At 71.5% G+C, this 17,653-nt stretch carries 17 protein-coding genes; 7 read left to right on the top strand and 10 right to left on the bottom strand.

The window, feature by feature from the left end:
• Positions 1-14 precede the first annotated feature (14 nt).
• The gene (locus ACIRR9_RS10840) at positions 15-1,499 is read right to left on the bottom strand and encodes an ABC transporter permease (RefSeq protein WP_403749798.1); all 1,485 of its coding nucleotides are present in this window, start codon (positions 1,497-1,499) and stop codon (positions 15-17) included.
• Positions 1,500-1,699: 200 nt separating this feature from the next.
• Here ACIRR9_RS10840 and ACIRR9_RS10835 point away from each other — a divergent pair, with 200 nt between their 5' ends.
• Positions 1,700-2,926: a D-alanyl-D-alanine carboxypeptidase family protein gene (locus ACIRR9_RS10835; protein ID WP_403749796.1), complete on the top strand. Its 1,227-nt coding sequence runs from the start codon at positions 1,700-1,702 to the stop codon at positions 2,924-2,926.
• A gap of 239 nt (positions 2,927-3,165) precedes the next feature.
• Here the strand turns inward: ACIRR9_RS10835 and ACIRR9_RS10830 are convergent, their stop codons facing one another.
• Both ACIRR9_RS10830 and ACIRR9_RS10825 read right to left on the bottom strand, forming a co-directional pair.
• Positions 3,166-3,924: an SDR family oxidoreductase gene (locus ACIRR9_RS10830; RefSeq protein WP_403749793.1), complete on the bottom strand. Its 759-nt coding sequence runs from the start codon at positions 3,922-3,924 to the stop codon at positions 3,166-3,168.
• 34 nt (positions 3,925-3,958) lie between these two features.
• Positions 3,959-4,957 (bottom strand): Gfo/Idh/MocA family protein, encoded by a 999-nt coding sequence (locus tag ACIRR9_RS10825; RefSeq protein WP_403749791.1) that lies wholly within the window; start codon positions 4,955-4,957, stop codon positions 3,959-3,961.
• Positions 4,958-5,086: 129 nt separating this feature from the next.
• Between ACIRR9_RS10825 and ACIRR9_RS10820 the strand changes: the two genes are divergently transcribed.
• The 4 genes from ACIRR9_RS10820 to ACIRR9_RS10805 all read left to right on the top strand — a co-directional run bounded on the left by ACIRR9_RS10820 (position 5,087) and on the right by ACIRR9_RS10805 (position 9,434).
• On the top strand, positions 5,087-6,424 hold the full coding sequence (locus ACIRR9_RS10820; RefSeq protein ID WP_403749788.1) for a multidrug effflux MFS transporter: 1,338 nt from the start codon (positions 5,087-5,089) through the stop codon (positions 6,422-6,424).
• On the top strand, positions 6,364-7,557 hold the full coding sequence (locus ACIRR9_RS10815; protein WP_403749787.1) for a serine hydrolase domain-containing protein: 1,194 nt from the start codon (positions 6,364-6,366) through the stop codon (positions 7,555-7,557). Before ACIRR9_RS10820 ends, ACIRR9_RS10815 begins: the two co-directional genes overlap by 61 nt.
• The gene (locus ACIRR9_RS10810) at positions 7,554-8,567 is read left to right on the top strand and encodes a small ribosomal subunit Rsm22 family protein (RefSeq protein WP_403749784.1); all 1,014 of its coding nucleotides are present in this window, start codon (positions 7,554-7,556) and stop codon (positions 8,565-8,567) included. Before ACIRR9_RS10815 ends, ACIRR9_RS10810 begins: the two co-directional genes overlap by 4 nt.
• A 123-nt stretch (positions 8,568-8,690) precedes the next feature.
• Positions 8,691-9,434 carry a bifunctional DNA primase/polymerase gene (locus ACIRR9_RS10805; protein WP_403749781.1) on the top strand — a complete coding sequence of 248 codons (744 nt, stop codon included), beginning with the start codon at positions 8,691-8,693 and terminating at the stop codon, positions 9,432-9,434.
• A 28-nt stretch (positions 9,435-9,462) separates the two neighbouring features.
• Here the strand turns inward: ACIRR9_RS10805 and ACIRR9_RS10800 are convergent, their stop codons facing one another.
• The 4 genes from ACIRR9_RS10800 to efeO are packed head-to-tail and all read right to left on the bottom strand — an operon-like array spanning position 9,463 to position 13,700.
• A complete protein-coding gene (locus ACIRR9_RS10800; RefSeq protein ID WP_403749778.1) occupies positions 9,463-10,398 on the bottom strand; it encodes a hypothetical protein in 936 nt (311 codons plus the stop codon).
• Between the two features lie 13 nt (positions 10,399-10,411).
• Positions 10,412-11,296, bottom strand: a complete 885-nt coding sequence (gene efeU, locus ACIRR9_RS10795) for an iron uptake transporter permease EfeU (protein ID WP_123977695.1) — start codon at positions 11,294-11,296, stop codon at positions 10,412-10,414.
• Between the two features lie 3 nt (positions 11,297-11,299).
• Positions 11,300-12,553, bottom strand: a complete 1,254-nt coding sequence (gene efeB / locus ACIRR9_RS10790; protein ID WP_403749776.1) for an iron uptake transporter deferrochelatase/peroxidase subunit — start codon at positions 12,551-12,553, stop codon at positions 11,300-11,302.
• A gap of 10 nt (positions 12,554-12,563) precedes the next feature.
• Complete coding sequence (gene efeO / locus ACIRR9_RS10785) at positions 12,564-13,700, bottom strand: iron uptake system protein EfeO (RefSeq protein ID WP_403749774.1); 1,137 nt, start codon at positions 13,698-13,700, stop codon at positions 12,564-12,566.
• Positions 13,701-13,909: 209 nt separating this feature from the next.
• Here efeO and ACIRR9_RS10780 point away from each other — a divergent pair, with 209 nt between their 5' ends.
• Positions 13,910-14,611 carry a PhzF family phenazine biosynthesis protein gene (locus ACIRR9_RS10780; RefSeq protein ID WP_403749772.1) on the top strand — a complete coding sequence of 234 codons (702 nt, stop codon included), beginning with the start codon at positions 13,910-13,912 and terminating at the stop codon, positions 14,609-14,611.
• Here ACIRR9_RS10780 and ACIRR9_RS10775 read toward each other — a convergent pair.
• The 3 genes from ACIRR9_RS10775 to ACIRR9_RS10765 form a co-directional block, all read right to left on the bottom strand.
• Positions 14,572-14,751 carry a hypothetical protein gene (locus ACIRR9_RS10775; protein WP_403749771.1) on the bottom strand — a complete coding sequence of 60 codons (180 nt, stop codon included), beginning with the start codon at positions 14,749-14,751 and terminating at the stop codon, positions 14,572-14,574. The genes ACIRR9_RS10780 and ACIRR9_RS10775 overlap by 40 nt on opposite strands.
• A 162-nt stretch (positions 14,752-14,913) precedes the next feature.
• A complete protein-coding gene (npdG, locus tag ACIRR9_RS10770) occupies positions 14,914-15,633 on the bottom strand; it encodes an NADPH-dependent F420 reductase (protein WP_365336896.1) in 720 nt (239 codons plus the stop codon).
• A 37-nt stretch (positions 15,634-15,670) separates the two neighbouring features.
• Entirely contained in the window at positions 15,671-16,750 is a 1,080-nt protein-coding gene (locus ACIRR9_RS10765) for an exo-alpha-sialidase (RefSeq protein ID WP_403749769.1), read from the bottom strand.
• Between the two features lie 80 nt (positions 16,751-16,830).
• On the opposite strand from ACIRR9_RS10765, the gene ACIRR9_RS10760 reads away from it, so the two are divergent.
• Entirely contained in the window at positions 16,831-17,430 is a 600-nt protein-coding gene (locus ACIRR9_RS10760; protein ID WP_365336898.1) for a hypothetical protein, read from the top strand.
• The last annotated feature ends 223 nt before the right edge of the window (positions 17,431-17,653 follow it).

Raw genomic sequence — 17,653 nt, 5'->3', positions numbered from 1 at the left:
GGGGTGCTCCGGTGCTACGAGACGCTGCGCAGGGCGTCGGCCGGGCGCATCCGGGAGGCGCGCCAGCCGCCCATCGCGCCGGCGATCAGACCGCCGGCGACCGCGAGGCCGACCGCGAGGGCGATGGTGGTGAGGGAGACGGGCGCGGTCAGCGCGATCTCCAGGGTGTTCTGGGTGGACTGCTGGCCGGGGCCGCCGCCGCCCGGGCCGCCGCCCATGCCGCCACCGCCGCCGGTGGAGCCCATCTGGGCGGTGAGCTTGGGGCTGATCGCGGTGACCGCGTAGGCCGCGCCGACGCCGAGGGCGATACCGAGGGCGCCGCCGATCAGGCCGTTCACCATGGACTCGCCGACGACCTGGCGGGTCACCTTGCGGCTCGGCCAGCCGAGGGCCTTCAGGGTGCCGAACTCACGGACCCGGCGGGAGACCGCGGAGGAGGTCAGCAGGGCCGCCACCAGGAAGGCCGCCGCGAGGACCGCGATGGACAGCCACTTGCCGACGCTGGTGGCGAGGCTGGAGGCGGTGGAGAGGGAGCCGGAGACGGTGGACGCCAGGTCGGCGGAGGTGGTGACCGTCGTACCGGAGATGTTGGACTGGATCTCCTTCTTCACGGTGGAGATCTGCTTGGAGTCGGTCGCCTTGACGTAGATCGTGGTGACCTCGTTCTTGGCGTCGCCCAGCGTCTGCGCCAGCTTCAGCGGGATGAACAGGTCGGTGGTGGACTCGCTGCTGTCCGGGGTGGCGATGCCGATGATCGTGAACTTGCTGCCGGAGATCTTGAAGGTCGAGCCGACCTTGTACTTCTTCTCCTTGGCGTACGACTTGCTGACCACCGCGACCTTGGTGCCGGTCTGCGAGGAGGTGAAGGTCTTGCCCGAGGTGATCTTCATCGAGGCCAGCGGGCCGAGGCCCTGGTGGGCGACGTCGACGCCGACCACGGAGTAGCTGTTGACGTTGAAGTTGGCGCCGCCGCCCTGGACCTGCGGCTGGCCGCCGCCCGAGCTGCTGCCGCTGCCGCCGCCCGGCTGACCCTGGCCACTGCTGCTGCTGCTGTTGCTGCTGCTGCCCGTGGTGGTCTTCGCCTTGCCCTGGGTGAAGGAGCCGTCGACCTTGGTGACGTTCAGGGAGAGCGCTCCGACCGCGTTCTCCACGCCCTTCTGCGAGGCGACCTTTGTCACAAGGGAGGACTTCAGGGCCTGACCACCCTGAGTCATCACCCGGTCCGAGCTCTGCTTGCTGCTGCTGGAGGACTTGGCGCCGAACTTGAAGCTCGGGCCGCCGGAGCTGCCCGAGGTGGGCGCGGACTGGGCCTTGGTCACCGTCATGTCGGTGCCGAGGCCGTAGAGCGACTGGAGGACCTTGTCCTGCGCCTTGGACATGCCGGCCGACACCGAGCTGACCGTGATGACCAGCGCGATTCCGAGCGCCAGACCCAGTGCGATGACGAGGGCCGCCTTCTTTCTACGGCCCAGCTCGCGCTTGAGATAGATGCCAAACATCCCGTTCCTCGCAGGTTCTTGGCGCCCGCTGTGGGCGCCGCATCAAACTAGGGAGAAACCTTTGAGTCGCACTGAGTAAAGGATGTGTCAGAGCTGAGAAAGCGGGCACTCTTATCAAACTTTCATAAGACAGCAAATTCCTATCTCGTCGAGCGGGTCCTCCCAGGAAACCGCTGTTGGATGCGGTGTACGGTCCCGGGATGCGCGATTCCTCTCGGCTGACCCGGCGTGCCGCCCTCGGGCTGACGGCCGCCGCTCTTCCCCTGTCCGCAGCGTCCCCCGCCTCCGCCGCCACCACCGTGGTGGGCGGCGAGCGGCTGGCCCGCGGCGGGATACAGGTGCGCGGCGCCACCGGCCTCCCCAAGAAGATCACCGCCCAGGCCTGGCTGCTGGCCGACTGCGACAGCGGAGAGGTACTCGCCTCCTACAACGCGCACCGGCGGCTGCCGCCCGCCTCCACCCTGAAGATGCTCTTCGCGGACACCGTGCTGAAGAAGTTCGAGCGCAGCGGGCGCTACACGGTCAAGGACTCCGACATCTCCGACGTCCCGTCCGGCTCCAGCCTGGTCGGCATCAAGCCCGGCATCACCTACACCGTCGAGCAGCTGTGGCAGGGCGTCTTCCTGCGCTCCGGCAACGACGCCGTGCATGTCCTGTCCCACATGAACGGCGGGCTCGCCAAGACCGTCGCCGAGATGCAGGCCAAGGCGGTCGACCTGCAGGCCCTCGACACCCATGTGGTCAGCCCCGACGGCTTCGACCACAACGGGCAGCTGTCGTCGGCGTACGACCTGACCCTCTTCGCCCGGCACGGACTGAAGGACGAGGAATTCCGGGGCTACTGCGGGACGAGGACCGCGGACTTCCCGGCGGGCGGCAAGAAGACCTTCCAGATCCAGAACACCGACCGCCTGCTCACCGGCGCCTGGGGCCTCGGCGTCTACAAGGGCCTGATCGGCGTCAAGAACGGCTACACCAGCCACGCGGGCAACACCTTCACCGGCGCCGCGACCCGGGGCGGCCGCACCCTGCTGGTCACCGTGATGCACCCCGCCGCCGGCAGCAACGCCGTCTACGAGCAGACCGCCGCGCTGCTCGACTGGGGCTTCGGGAACGGGAGCTCGGCGCAGTCGGTGGGTCTGCTGGTCGACCCGCTGAGCGAGGGCGGGGCGAGCGTGTCGCCGTCGAAGGGGGCCGCGGGAGCGTCCGGGACGTCGGCGGCCGCTGCGGGATCGTCCAAGCCCTCGCCGTGGCGGCTCGCGGAGGGCGGGGCGGGGACGCTCGCGCTGCTCGGCGCGGGGGCCTGGGCGCTGCGCCGCCGCCGGCGGACGGCCGTTGCAGCCACTGCCACTGCCACTGCCGCCGTTGCCGAACCCGACGTGCGCGACGCGACGGTCTCCGACCCGGGTGACACGCCGACCGGCTGACGTCTCGCGGCAGCCGTCCCACCCACCGGTGCGTACCCGCGGTCCCACGCGGGTCCACCCCCACCCGGTCCGGTGGAACGGCTGCCGCCTCCCCCCTCGGTGTGGTCGGCGGAATGCCAGAGCTCCAAGTGTGAAGTTCTGGTGGAGAAGAGTCGAGCATAGGCTTTCTACCGGCCGCAATACCTCGGACGTCTGAATTCCGCTTGTGCAGGTTGCGAAGGTCCGGACTGAACGGGGGTTCAGCCCCGGCCCACGTACGGCATCGCCGTCGCCAGCACCGTCGCGAACTGCACGTTCGCCTCCAGCGGCAGCTCGGCCATGTGCCGCACGGTCCGGGCCACGTCGGCGACGTCCATCACGGGTTCCGGGGCGAGCTCCCCGTTCGCCTGGAGCGCGCCGGTCTGCATCCGGGACGTCATGTCGGTGGCCGCGTTGCCGATGTCGATCTGCCCGACCGCGATGCCGTACGGCCGCCCGTCCAGGGACAGCGACTTGGTCAGACCGGTCAGCGCGTGCTTGGTCGCGGTGTAGGCGACGGAGTGCGGGCGGGGCGTGTGCGCCGAGACGGACCCGTTGTTGATGATCCGCCCGCCCTGCGGGTCCTGCTCCTTCATCTGCCGGTACGCCGCCTGCGCGCACAGGAACGCCCCGTTGAGGTTGGTGTCCACGACGTGCCGCCAGGCGTCGTAGGGCAGGTCCTCGACGGGCACCCCGCCGGGCCCGAAGGTCCCCGCGTTGTTGAAGAGCAGGTCCACCCGCCCGAACCGCGCCACGGCCGCCGCGAACAGCCCGTCGACGTCCTCCGGCCTCGCCACGTCCGTGCGTACGGCGACGGAGGCGCCGTCCGGCACCAGCGCCGCCGTCTCCTCCAGTGGCCCCGGGCGCCGCCCGGCCAGCGCCACCGACCAGCCGGCCCGCAGCAGCTCCACGGCGACGGCCCGCCCGATCCCGGAACCGGCGCCGGTGACCACCGCGATCTTCGATTGCTTGGCATCCATGGGGCCGCACCCTATGGAGTGCGGCCGGGTCAGGTCACGCTTCCCCGGGGTAGCGCACGCCGATCTGCCCCCGGAGGGTGTCCAGGGTGCGCATGACCGCGAGGGTGCCGTCCAGCGGGACGAGCGGGGACTCCTTCTCGCCGGCCCGCAGGGCCCGCATCACCTCCCGGGCCTCGTGGCGCAGGGTGTTGCGCGGGCCGTCGGCCGGGTCCATGACGAACTCCTCCGGATCGCGGCCGTCGCGGTGCAGCACGAAGCGCTCGGGGTGGAAGAAGCCGTCCGGGATGTCGATCCGGCCCTGCGAGCCGGTGATCGAGGCACTGGTCCCGGTGCCGCCGACGATGGAGCAGTGCACCATCGCGAGAGCGCCGCTCTCCCAGGAGAGCAGTGCACCCGTCTGGAGATCGACGCCCTCCTCCGAGAGCACCGCTCGCGCCGACATTGCGTCCGGTTCACCGAGCAGCAGATGCGCGAACGACACCGGGTACACCCCCAGGTCGAGCAGCGCGCCCCCGCCCAGCGCCGGGTCCCGCAGCCGGTGCGCGGGCGGGAACGGGCCCTCAAGGCCGAAGTCGGCCTGAACGGTCCGCACCGCCCCGATCGCCCCGTCCGCGACCAGCGCCGTCAGCCGCCGCACCAGCGGGTTGCAGTACGTCCACATCGCCTCCATCAGGAAGCGGTCGTGCTCCTTCGCCAGCGCGACGAGTTCCTCGGCCTCACGGCCGTTGACCGTGAACGCCTTCTCGCACAGCACGTTCCGCCCCGCCTCCAGGCAGAGCCCGGCGGCCGCCCGGTGCGCCGAGTGCGGAGTGGCGACGTACACGACATCGATGTCCTCGTCCCGGGCCAGCGACTCCCAGTCGCCGTACGCCCGCCCGATCCCGAACCGCTCGGCGAACGCCTCCGCCGACGCGGCCGTCCGCGAGGCCACCGCGACGATCTCCGCGTCCGGCAGATCGACCAGGTCCGCCGCGAACGCGGCCGCGATCCCGCCCGTCGCCAGGATCCCCCACCGCACGCTCTGCTCCGCCATCCTGGCCGCCCCACCCTCGCTCGTGTGTCTCCGGCAGTCTGTACGAGCTGAGAGCATAGGCGGCGGACATCGGGGTTCACCAAGCAAGGGAATCAGCGCATGCGAGAGACACGGAGAGAGTGAGGGGCAATGCCCGAGCAGCCGGCGCCGCCGACATCGGACACACAGGACACCGCCGTACCCCGCAGGACCGCCATCCCCAGCCCTACCCCCGCCCCCGCCGCCGTGCCTTCCGCCCGCCGTACCGGCCTCCTCCTCGTCCTGATCCTCGGCGGACTCACCGCGACACCCCCGCTGGCGATGGACATGTACCTCCCGTCCCTGCCGGAGGTCACCCGCTCCCTGCACGCCCCCGCCGCGACCGTCCAGCTCACCCTCACCGCCTGCCTCGCCGGAATGGCCCTCGGCCAACTCGTCGTCGGCCCGATGAGCGACCGCTGGGGCCGTCGCCGCCCGCTGCTGGCCGGCCTCGCCGTCTACATCGTCGCCACCGCGCTGTGCGCCCTCGCGCCGGACGTCGGGACCCTGGTCGCCTTCCGTCTCGTCCAGGGCCTCGCGGGCGCGGCCGGCATCGTCATAGCGCGGGCCGTCGTACGCGACCTCTACGACGGGGACGCCATGGCCCGCTTCTTCTCCACCCTGATGCTGGTCTCCGGAGCCGCCCCGATCATCGCCCCGCTGATCGGCGGGCAGATCCTGCGGGTGACGGAGTGGCGGGGCGTCTTCGTCGTCCTGACCGTCGTCGGCGCGGTGCTCGCCGTACTGGTCTGGGCGAGGCTCCCGGAGACCCTGCCGCCGGCCGACCGGCACGCCGGGGGAGCGGCCGGTGCCGTACACGCCATGCGCACCCTGCTCGCCGACCTCCCCTTCACCGGCTACATGCTCTCCGGCGGCTTCGCCTTCGCGGCGCTGTTCGCCTACATATCCGCGTCCCCGTACGTCATCCAACTGATCTACGGCGCCTCCCCGCAGACCTTCAGCCTGCTCTTCGGGCTCAACTCGGTCGGGCTGGTGATCGCCGGGCAGGTCAACGGCAAGGTGCTGGTCGGCCGGGTCGGCCTGGACAAGGTGCTGGGCGTGGGCCTGGTGGTGACCGTCCTCGCCTCGACGGCGCTGCTGCTGATGACCACCGGCGCCCTCGGCCCGGTCGGACTCGCCCCCGTCGCCGCCGCCCTCTTCGTGCTGATGTCCGCGATGGGCTTCACCCTCCCCAACGCCCAGTCCCTCGCCCTGCTGCGCACCCGGCACGCCGCCGGTTCCGCGTCCGCGCTGCTCGGCACCTCGTCGTTCCTGGTCGGCGCGGTCGCCTCGCCGCTGGTCGGGATCGCCGGGGAGAGAACCGCCGTGCCCATGGCGATCGTCCAACTGGCGGGGACACTGGTGGCGCTGGCCTGCTTCATGGGAATGTGCCGTCCCTGGGCAGTACGTGGGAACACACGTGCGGGGACGGAGGGAGCGGAGCACTGAGCGTACCGAGACTGCGCGTCGAGACACCGGAACGGGCCGGGCTCGACCCCGCGGAACTCAGGCACCTCGTCCGCGATGTGCGCGACCTCACCACCGGTGAGCACCCCTGGGCGGCCGGGGTCGTCGTGGTGGCCGGACGCGGGCCCGTGATCGCCGCGCAGGAGGCGGCCGGCTGGGCGGTGCGCTATTCCGCGTACGACCCCGAAACCGACGCCGGCGTCGAATTGCCGCCCGCCGCCCGGGTCCCGATGACCGTCTCCACCCCCTTCGACGTGGCCTCCCTCACCAAGCTCTTCACCGCGGTCGCCGCCGTGCAGCAGCTGGAACGCGGCACCCTCGGCATAGACGCCCGCGTCGGCGCCTACCTCCCCGACTTCCACGCGGCGGCCGCCCACGGCATCACCGTCCGCCAGCTCCTCACCCACACCTCCGGCCTGCGCCCCGAACTCCCGCTGCACGACTGCCCGGACGACACGGCCCGCCTGGAGCTGCTGCGCGCCGAGGCACCGAGCAGCGCACCCGGCGCGTACCGCTACTCCGACCTGAACATGCTTTTCCTCCAGTACGTCCTGGAGCGCATCACCGGCCGTACCCTCGACGTCCTCGTCCGCGAGGGCATCACCCGCCCCCTCGGCATGACCGCCACCGACTTCGGCCCCTGCCCCGGTGCGGCGGCGACCGAGGACCAGCGGCGCCCGTGGGCCAAGGCCGACCGAGGGATGCTGCGGGGTGTGGTGCACGACGAGAACGCCTGGGCGCTGGGCGGGGTAGCCGGGCACGCGGGCCTGTTCTCCACGGCCGGGGACCTGGCGGTCTTCTGCCGCGCGCTGCTCGCGGGCGGCGCGTACGGCCCCGCGCGCATCCTCGGCCCCGACTTCGTGGACCTGCTGCTGGCCCCGCCCGGTCTGGGGTTCCTGGTGGACCAGCAGTGGTTCATGGGCGACCTGGCGGGCCGGGGCGCGGCGGGCCATACCGGGTTCACGGGGACCTGCCTGGTCCTGGACCGGGCGACGGACACGTTCCTCGTGCTGCTGGCCAACGCCGTGCACCCGCGGCGGCGGCCCGGCGACAGCGCACCCCGGGCGGCAGCGGCGACCCGCCTCGCCCGGGCTGTCCATACAATCGCCGGGTGAACCACCCCGCAGCCCCCGGCTCCGTGTCCCCGGCCGACCAGCTCCGCGCCGCGCTCTCGGCCCTTCTCGACGGCCTGCCCCCAAGGCAGGCCGCCGGAGCCGTCGACCGGCTGATCGCCAACTACCGGGGGGCCACCCCGACCGACGCGCCGATCCTGCGGGACCGCGCGGACGTGGTCGCGTACGCGGCGTACCGGATGCCGGCCACCTTCGAGGCGGTACGGGCGGCGCTGGCGGCCTTCGCCGACGCGGTGCCGGAGGGCTGGGCGCCGGGCAGTCATGTGGACGTCGGCGGCGGGACGGGCGCGGCCACCTGGGCCGTGACCGACACCTGGGGCGGGGTGCGGCCGGTGACGGTCCTCGACTGGGCCGAGCCCGCGCTGGCCCTGGGCCGGGAGATCGCCGCGGCGAACCCCGCGCTGCGGGAGGCCGTGTGGCGGCGCTCTCGGATCGGAGCGGCGCTCACCATCGAGAGCACTGATCTCGTCACGGTGTCGTACGTCCTCAACGAACTCGACGAGGCCGACCGGGCGACCCTCGTCGACACCGCTGCGGCCGCCGCCCGGGCGGTCGTGATCGTCGAGGCCGGCACACCCGCGGGCTACGCCCGGATCATCGAGGCCCGCGACCGACTGATCGCCGCCGGCCTCCACGTCGCGGCGCCCTGCCCGCACAGCGCCGCCTGCCCGATCACCCCCGGCACGGACTGGTGCCACTTCTCGGCCCGGGTCAGCCGTTCCTCCCTGCACCGCCAGGTCAAGGGCGGCTCACTGCCCTACGAGGACGAGAAGTTCAGCTACGTGGCCGCCACCCGGTTCCCGGTCGCCCCGGCCCCGGCCCGGGTGGTCCGGCGGCCGCAGATCCGCAAGGGACAGGTGCTCCTCGACCTGTGCGAGGCCGGCGAGCAGCTGCGCCGCACGACGGTCACCAAGCGCCATGGCGACCTCTACAAGGCGGCACGGGACGCGGACTGGGGGGATGCGTGGCCGCCGTTCGATTCGCAATCGTGAGCCCCTCTAACCCCCGCAAGCTCCTCTCGCCACCGCGAGACCCCCTTGCCCCCCGTACCCCCCTTCGCACCCAGATGGGACCATAAGGCATGCTGGCGGGACCACAGCGAGGCGAGGCGATAGATGAGCGCGACGTTCGGCGGCCGTAGCGGCCGGCAGGGCAAACTCACCCGGTGGCTGCTCGGACGGCGCCCGAAGGAAGCCGCCGCCACCGACGACGAAGGCCGTGCGGCCCTGCTGCTCGCCGCCGCCGAGGCGGGCCTCCCGCTGGCCCCCGCCGCGCACCCGGCCCCCGGCTACGGTTGCTCCTGCGACCGTGTCGGCTGCCCGACCCCCGCCCGGCACCCGGTGTCCTTCGCCTGGCAGACGCAGTCCACCTCCGACCGCGCCCAGATCGAGCGCTGGGCCCGGCACCAGCCGCAGGCCAACTTCATCACCGCGACCGGTATGACCCACGACGTCCTCGACGTCCCCCTGGAGGCAGGCCGGCAGGCGCTGGAGCGGCTGCTCGCGAACGGCGTCGAGGTCGGTCCCGTCGCCGAGAGCGACGACGACCGGATGTTCTTCTTCACCCTCACCCGGGGCACCCCCGAGGACGAGGACGAGTGGTGGCCCTGCGAGCTGGACTGCCGCCCCGAGACCATGGACGAACACCCGGGCCTGCGCTGGCACTGCAGAGGGTCGTACGTCCTCGTACCGCCCGCCCGGCTGCCCGGCGACGACGACCGGCGGGTGCACTGGGCGCGCGGCCCGGAGCATCCGCTGCCCGACCCGCTGAGCCTCCTGGAGATCCTCACCGACGCCTGTGCCCGGCACGCCGGCGAGGAGCCCGACCAGGCGGGCGCCGCCTGGCCCCTGCGGCACTAGGCCGTCACGACCCCGCCGACGACTCCGCCTATGACCCCTCTGCGGAGGTGAGGCCCTGGATGCGCCCCAGGATCGAGACCTTCCCGGTGCCCGCCGGGTCCAGCGCGACCTGGTTGGAGACGAACTCCATGGTCAGCGACTGCTTGACCTCACCCTTGGTGAGGGCCTTGACGTCCCGGTTCGGCGTCGGCACGGAGGCGCCCGCGGCCGCGGTCTGCTTGGCGTAGTAGCGGGTGGTGAAGAACACCAGCGCCCCGCCGTCGGCGGTGCGCAGCGCGAGCGCCGCGAAGTCGCCGTTGGTGAGCGCCTCGTCGATGTACTGGGTCGCCAGGCCCGGCTTGGTCGACTTCCTGCGGTCCGTGCGCCAGCCGCTGGTGTGCGCGCCGTCCGCGAACACCGAACCGCCGTTCTTCAGGTACGTGGCGTAGTCCTGGCTCAAGTCACCGGGGGATGCCGCCAGTTGAGCGCTGTTCGCCGGGACCGCCTCGGCCCAGCCGGCCTTGTCGGTCTTGAACTTCGGTATGTCGTTCGGGGCGACCAGCGTCAGATACGCCACCTGGAACGGCTCGGAGAGGCTGTTGCGGGTGAAGACCAGCAGCCAGCGCTCGTCGCCGCCCTTGTTGCCGTGCGCGTCGGCGACGAACCAGCGCGGCCAGCCGGCCTTCTTGGGGATGGTGTATTTGACGTCGTCGAACTCCAGCGCCGAGTGGCCGGAGTTGCCGGCCGGGCTGTTGGCGTGCCCGGCCTTCAGGCGCGCGGAGTCGATGTCGGCGAGGGCGCCGGTCGTGTAGTCCGCGTCCAGGGAGGCGTCGTACGCCTTGTCGGCCTTGTTGTACGCGGCCGTGAACTGCTCCAGCGCCCTGGCGGCCTCGGCGCGGGTGGTGGCGGGGAGCACCTCGCGCTCCCCGTGCACCACCACACAGCCGCTCGCCGTCATCGACATGGCGGTCAGCGAGACCACCATGAGTGCGTTCCGGTCACGCCTGCGGAGCCTTCGAGGGCCGCGATCCCTGGTCGTCAGGTGCGTCATCAGGTGCCTTCACCTTCCCCTTCCCGGAGGCGAACCCTACCGGGGCGAAGAAGAGTACGAGCGTCGGGACCAGGTAGAGCAGCCACACCGTGACCTGAAGCACGGTCGGGTCCGGCTGGAAGTTGAACACGCCCTTCAGCAGCGTCCCGTACCAGCTGTCCGGTGGAATGGTGTCGCTGATGTCGAAGGCCTGGTTCGTCAGCCCCGGGATCCAGTCGGCCTCCTGGAGGTCGTGGAAGCCGTACGCCAGCACGCCCGCCGCCACCACGACCAGCATGCCGCCGGTCCAGGTGAAGAACTTGGCGAGGTTGATCTTCAGCGCACCCCGGTAGAACAGCCAGCCGAGGAACACGGCGGTGGCGAGGCCGAGGGCGGCGCCGACGAGCGGACGCGGGGTGCCGTCGCCGGCCGCGTGCACGGACGCCCACACGAACAGGGCGGTCTCAAGCCCCTCACGGCCGACGGCCAGGAACGCGGTGGCGACCAGTGCGCCCGTACCCATCGCCAGGGCCGCGTCCAGCTTGCCGTGCAGTTCCGACTTCAGGTGCCGGGCGGTGCGCCGCATCCAGAACACCATCCACGTCACCAGGCCCACGGCCACGACGGACAGCGACCCGCCGAGCGCCTCCTGCGCCTTGAACGTCAGTTCCTGGGAGCCGAATTCGAGCACGCACCCGAAGCCCATCGCGATCAGCACCGCCACGGCGATGCCGGTCCAGATCGGCTTCAGGGCGTCCGTGCGCCCGGTCTTGACCAGATAGGCGATGAGGATGCAGACGACGAGCGAGGCCTCAAGACCCTCCCGCAGCCCGATCAGGTAGTTGGAGAACACGGCTCACGCCCCCTTCGACGACTCGGAAAACAGCGTCCGGCCCCACCAGTCGTCCTTGTCCCGGACGCCGGGCGGGACGGCGAAGACGGCCGAACCCACGTGCTGGATGTACTCGTTGAGCGCGTCGGACGCGGACAGCCTGCGCTGCAGCGGGATGAACCCCTTGCGCACGTCACGCATGTAGGCCAGGAAGAACAGCCCCGCGTCGAGCCGCCCGAGCCCGTCGGTGCCGTCCGTGAAGGAGTAACCCCGGCGCAGGATGGTGATCCCGCCGTTGGAGTCGGGGTGCGCCAGCCGGACGTGGGCGTCGGGCTTCATCGCCTTCAGGAACGGCTCGTCGTGCTCCTTGGCCTTGCCGACCGGAGCACCCTCGCCCTTGTCCCGCCCGAACACGTCCTCCTGCTCCTGGAGCGAAGTCCGGTCCCAGGTCTCGATGTTCATACGGATGCGCCGGGCGACGAGATACGACCCTCCCGTCATCCAGGCGGACCCGTCCCCCTCCGCGGCCCACACGAACTTCTTCAGACGGTCGGTCTCGGTCCCCGCGATGTTGCGGGTGCCGTCCTTGAACCCCATGAGATTGCGGGGGGTCTGGGCGTCCGGGGTGGTCGACGAGGTCTTTCCGAAGCCGAGTTGGGACCAGCGGATGGCGACCTTGCCGAAGCCGATACGGGCGAGGTTGCGGATGGCGTGCACGGCGACCTGCGGATCGTCGGCACAGGCCTGGATGCAGAGGTCGCCGCCCGTACGGGAGTTGTCGAGGTTGTCCCCGGGGAACTTCGGCAGATCGACGAGCGCGGCCGGCCGCCGCCCGCCGAGCCCGAACCTCTCGAAGAAGGACGGCCCGAAGCCGATCGTCAGCGTCAGCCGGGACGGCCTGAGCCCGAGGGCCTCACCGGTGTCGTCCGGCGGCGCCTCGGCGAGCCCGCCGTACGCGCCCTCGCCGACCGCCTGCCCGGCGGTCATCCGCCGGGCCGCGGCCGTCCAGTCCTTCAGCAGCTGCACGAACTCGGCCCGGTCGTCGGTCTTCACGTCGAACGCGGCGAAGTGCAGCCGGTCCTGGACGGGCGTGGCGATACCGGCCTGGTGGGCGCCGTGGAACCCGACCGCGCCACCGGTCTCGGCGGCGGCCGGGTCCAGGTCGTCGCCGGCCTGGGCCATCGCCACCGCGCCCCCGGCCACGGCGGCCCCGAGCGCGAGCCCGGCCCCGCCCCAGCCGATGAGCGCCCGACGCGAGGGAGTGACGTTCTCGCTCATGTCCCGTCCCCTACTTGACCACGGCCGCGGCGAGCTTCGACAGCGGCTCCGCCAGCGCGTTGACCGCGTCGGACAGCTCCTTGCGCTGCTCCTTGGTCACCTTGTCGTAGGACACGAAGTCGTACGACGCCTTGTCCGTCCGGTACTTGTCCAGCAGTGTGTCCAGCGCGGCGAACTGCTTGTCCAACTCGGCTGCCAGCGCCGGGTCGTTCTTCGAGGCGACCGGCTTCAGCAGCTCGTACGCCTTCTGGGCGCCCTCGACATTGGCCTTGAAGTCGACCAGGTCGGTGTGGGAGTAGCGGTCCTCCTCGCCGGTGACCTTGCCGGTGGCGACCTCGTCGAGGAGTTCCTTGGCGCCGTTGGCCATGGAGGTCGGGGTGATCTCGGCCTTGCCGACCCGCTTCTGCCAGTCCTTCAGATCGGTGACGAGCTGGTCGGCAAGCGTCTTCTCCGCGCTGCCGATCTTCTTGTCCGCCCACAGGGCCTTCTCCAGCCGGTGCCAGCCGGTCCACTTCTGGCCCTCCTCCAGGCCGTCGGCGCGGGTGTCGGTCTTCGGGTCGATGTCACCGAAGGACTCGGCGATCGGCTCGGTGCGCTCCCAGCCGAGCCGCGAGGGGGAGTACGTCTGCTGCGCGGCCGCCAGGTCACCGGCCTTGACGGCCTTGGCGAAGACCTCGGCGAGCGGGACGGTGGCGTCGGCCTGCTCCTGCGCGTACTCGCGGTAGTCGGCGACGGCCTTGTCGAGCGTCGGGTTGCGCTTGGCGACGGTGCCGGAGCCGGTGACGGTCAGCTTCTGCCGTACGCCGTGGCCCTTCATGCCGGGCCGGCAGGCTATCTCGTACGACCCGGCCTTCACCTCGGCGGTGAGCGTGTACTTGGTCCCCGGCCCGATGTTCTCCTTCTCGGAGACGATCCGGTCGTCTGGGAAGAGGATCTCGACCTCGGTGGCCTTGGAGCCCTTGTTCTCGATGGCGAGCGTGACATGCCCGGCCGGGACCGACTTCGTCGACGTCTCGCACCTGGAGTCGGCGGCGGTGACCTGGATCGCGTCGCCGCCCTTGCCGTCGCTCTTCGCCGTGCAGGCCGAGAGGGCGGTCAGGGCGGCCGCGGTGGCGGCGGCGGTGACGGTGAGTCGGACGGCACGCATGCAGGCTCCAAGCGAGGACGGTGTGGTGAGGCTTGCCTAACTTACCTGAGGCTTACCTCACTCTTACCCATGCGGGTCGTGATTCACCGGGCACAGAAAGATCACAGACACGGCTTGATATCGATGACTCAAAACAGGCGTCAAGAAATGGTAAAGGACAGGTCAAGGGGTGTGTTCTGGCGACCCGCCGCGAGTGCTTCAATGCCGGAGTGACTGACTACGACGTGCTGCGTGTCTTCTGCGCGGCGAACGGCGGATACGGCAACGAGCTCGGCGTCGTCCGCGACGGCTCCGTGCTGCCCGAGCGCGAGGACCGGCAGGCGCTGGCGGCGAAGCTCGGATTCAGCGAGACCGTGTTCGTGGACGACCCCGAGCGCGGGATCGTCGACATCTACACCCCCACCCTGCGCCTGCCCTTCGCCGGGCATCCCTGCGTCGGCACGGCCTGGCTGCTGGACGTGCCCGAACTGGTCACCCCGGCCGGAGTGGTCGGCGCCCGCCTGGACGGGGAGTTCAGCTGGATCGAGGCGCTCCCGGAGTGGGCCCCGCCGCGCACCCTGCGCCAGTACGCCACCGCCGCCGAGGTCGACGCCCTGCCGGTGCCGCCGCCGGGGGAGTGGATCTACGCATGGGCGTGGGAGGACGAGTCGGCGGGCCGGGTCCGCGCCCGCGGCTTCCCGGGCCGCGACGACGGCATAGGCGAGGACGAGGCGACCGGCGCGGCGGCGCTGCTCCTCACCGACCTGCTGGGCCGGGCCCTGAACATCACCCAGGGCAAGGGCTCACAGATCCTCACGGCACCACAGCCCTACGGCTGGGTGGAGATCGGCGGGCGGGTCCTCCTGGAAGGCCCGGAGAAGCAGCCGGGAGGTCAGCCGGCGGACCTCTCGGTACGGCCGCGCTTCACGTAGTACCAGGTCATGTTGGACGACAGGCCCGTCAGCAGCACCCAGACCACGCCCATCAGCCAGCTGCCCTGCACGAAGGAGACGACGGCGGCGGCGACGGCGAGGACGCAGACGGTCAGGGCGTAGAGGGCGAGGCGGGGCATAGAAGTCGCTTTCGAATCGGTCCGGATCGTTTGTCTCGGTCGGATCGTTTGTCTCGGTCGGATCGGTCGGATCGGTCGGATCGGTCGGATCGGTCGGATCGGTCGGACCGATCCGGACCGGTCGGGGACACTGGTGGCCGCCCACCAGTGTCCCCCATCCGCTCAGACGTCCGTGACGCGGAGCCCGGCGTGTGCCTTGTAGCGGCGGTTGACCGAGATCAGGTTCGCGACCAGGGACTCCACCTGGTGCGCGTTGCGCAGCCGCCCCGCGAAGACACCGCGCATCCCGGGGATGCGCCCGGCCAGCGCCTGCACGATCTCCACGTCCGCCCGCACCTCGCCCAGCACCATCACATCGGTGTCGATCTCATCGATCTCCGGGTCCTGGAGCAGTACGGCCGAGAGGTGATGGAACGCGGCGGTGACCCGCGAGTCCGGCAGCAGGGCCGCGGCCTGCTCCGCCGCGCTGCCCTCCTCCGGCTTGAGCGCGTAGGCGCCCTGCTTGTCGAAGCCGAGCGGGTTGACGCAGTCCACGACCACCTTGCCGGCCAGTTCCCCGCGCAGCGACTCCAGCGTCTTGCCGTGCCCGTCCCACGGCACGGCGACGATCACGATGTCGCTGCGGCGCGCGCACTCGGCGTTGTCGGCGCCCTCGATGCCGTGACCGAGCTCGTCGGCGGCGGCCTGCGCGCGCTCGGCGGCCCGGGAGCCGATGATCACCTTCTGGCCGGCCCGGGCCAGCCGGTAGGCGAGGCCCTTGCCCTGCGGGCCGGTGCCGCCGAGCACACCCACGACCAGGCCGGAGACGTCGGGCAGGTCCCAGGGGTCCTTGGCGGGGGCCTTCGCGGCCGTCGGCTGCTGTGCACTGTCGGTAGAGGTCATGGGCCGACTCTATGTCCGCGCCGACGGCCGCAACCGGTCAGGTGAGGCGGTTCACCGGCACCCGTCGGAACGTGATCGTCGTGTACGCGCTGAAGTCACCGGTCTCGTACAGGAGTCCCACGGTGGCCACGTCGATCCGGGTCAGATCGGAGTAGGCGGCGGGCAGCCCGTCCACGGTGTGCACGGGCCGCCAGGTGGTACCGCCGTCGACGGAGGCGCGGATCGTCATCAGGGCGCGGCTCGCCGGATCGCCCGGCCCGGAGTACAGCAGCACGTCCGGGTCGCGGAGTTGCAGCACGCTGGCCTCGCAGACGGGGGCGGCGAGCCCGGCCTGCGGCCGGAACGGCTTCACGAGCGTCCGCCCGCCGTCCGCCGAGTGCGCGTCGGCCCTGTTGCCGGGGGCGGACGAGTCGTTGCGGGTGTTGAAGTAGACGCGCCCGTCCGGGAGTTCGGCCGCGGTGGTCTCGTTGACGTTGATGTACCCGTCGGTGTTCTCGTCGACGTACCCGAGGTACCAGGTCTCCCCGCGGTCGTCGCTGAGCAGACAGTGCCCGCTGTTGTACTTCCCCTCGGTCCCGTTGTCGGTCCCGGCCGGCGGCAGGGAGTGGTTGCCCGGTACGACGACCCGCCCGGACCGCAATTGCAGGCCATGCCCCGGGGTGGTGGCGTACCACCGCCACCCGTCCCTCTTCACGGACTTGGTGATCTCGATCGGAGCCGACCACGTCACCCCGTCGTCATCACTGTGCTGCACCCACACCCGCCGCCCGTCGGCGTCCGGCACCTGCCCGCGCAGGATGGCGTCCTCGGTGGCGGAGGCGGCGCTGCGGACATGGACGAGCAGGATCCGGCCGGTGTCGAGGACGACGGGGGCGGGGTTGCCGGCGAGATCGGCGCCGTTGCTCGCGGCGACCTGCAGCGGCCCCCAGGTGCGCCCGCCGTCCCCCGACCGCTTCAGTACGACATCGATGTGCCCGTGGTCCGCGGCGGAGTCCACTCTCCCCTCGCAGAAGGCGAGCACGGTGCCCGTCCGGGACACCACCACGGCCGGGATCCGGAAACTGGCGTAGCCCTCTTCGCCCCCGCGAAAGGGAATGCTTGCTTCTACGTCGCTCATGGGCCGCGTTCTCCCCGGTTCGGACGAATTCCGGGTGAACTCCGCGTCACGAGTGACCGATTGCGGCAGTATGCGATGACATGGACGCTGTACGGGTCGCATTGTTGCGCGAAGTGCTCGCCGGGACCGAGTGGTTGGGGGCGACGCGGAGATTTGCGGGTGCGCTGCGGGGCTCGGTGGTCACGCACGGCGGCGGACTGCTTCTGCTCGGCACCCCGGAGTACGAGCCGTGGCATCTCGCCGCGCATCTGGTGGACGAGGCGGCGTGGTCCGGCACGCCGGAACTGGCGCCGACGCTGGTACGACACGACGCTCGCCCCACCGACCCGGCGCACCTCGCGGTCGGCCCCGGCCGTATCGAGGCGGCCCGCCGGGGCGAGACGCTCCTGGTCGTGGCGCCGGGCGAGTCGGTACCCCTCCTGGACCACGTCCACGCGGCCCGCCGGGCCGGGGTGACGGTCCTGGCGCTCTCCACCACCGCGGACGACGCGCTGACCACGATGGCCCACGAGGCGCTCACGGTCCCCGAGGGCGCGGAGCTGGACCTGGACACGGTCCAGCACCTGGTGAGCGCGGCGACGGGTGAGAACGGCCCGTCCCCCCGGGGCCGCCGCCGCTTCAGGGACCGCCTGGCCCGCCTGGCGGAAGCGGTAACGGCCCCGCCGCCGACCCCCTGGTGACTTGCCCGCCCACCCACCCGACTCGCCCGGTCAACTGCCTTCGGCAGTACCGAGGGAGGGTGGGGAGGCGTCGGCCGCGACGGAAGGGTGGGGGAACTGCGCGACCAGCCCCCACCGGGCTGCACCGGATCCAACTGCCTCCGGGCTCCGGCCGCTCGCCCTCTACCGATCGAGTCGGCCCCGCGCACCCCCTCACCTCGCCTCTCCATCAACCGAGTCGGGT

Source organism: Streptomyces sp. NPDC101234 (genome assembly GCF_044767525.1).
GTDB lineage: Bacteria > Actinomycetota > Actinomycetes > Streptomycetales > Streptomycetaceae > Streptomyces > Streptomyces sasae.
Note: the sequence above shows the minus strand (reverse complement) of the source record. Positions and strands in the feature narration are given on the sequence as shown.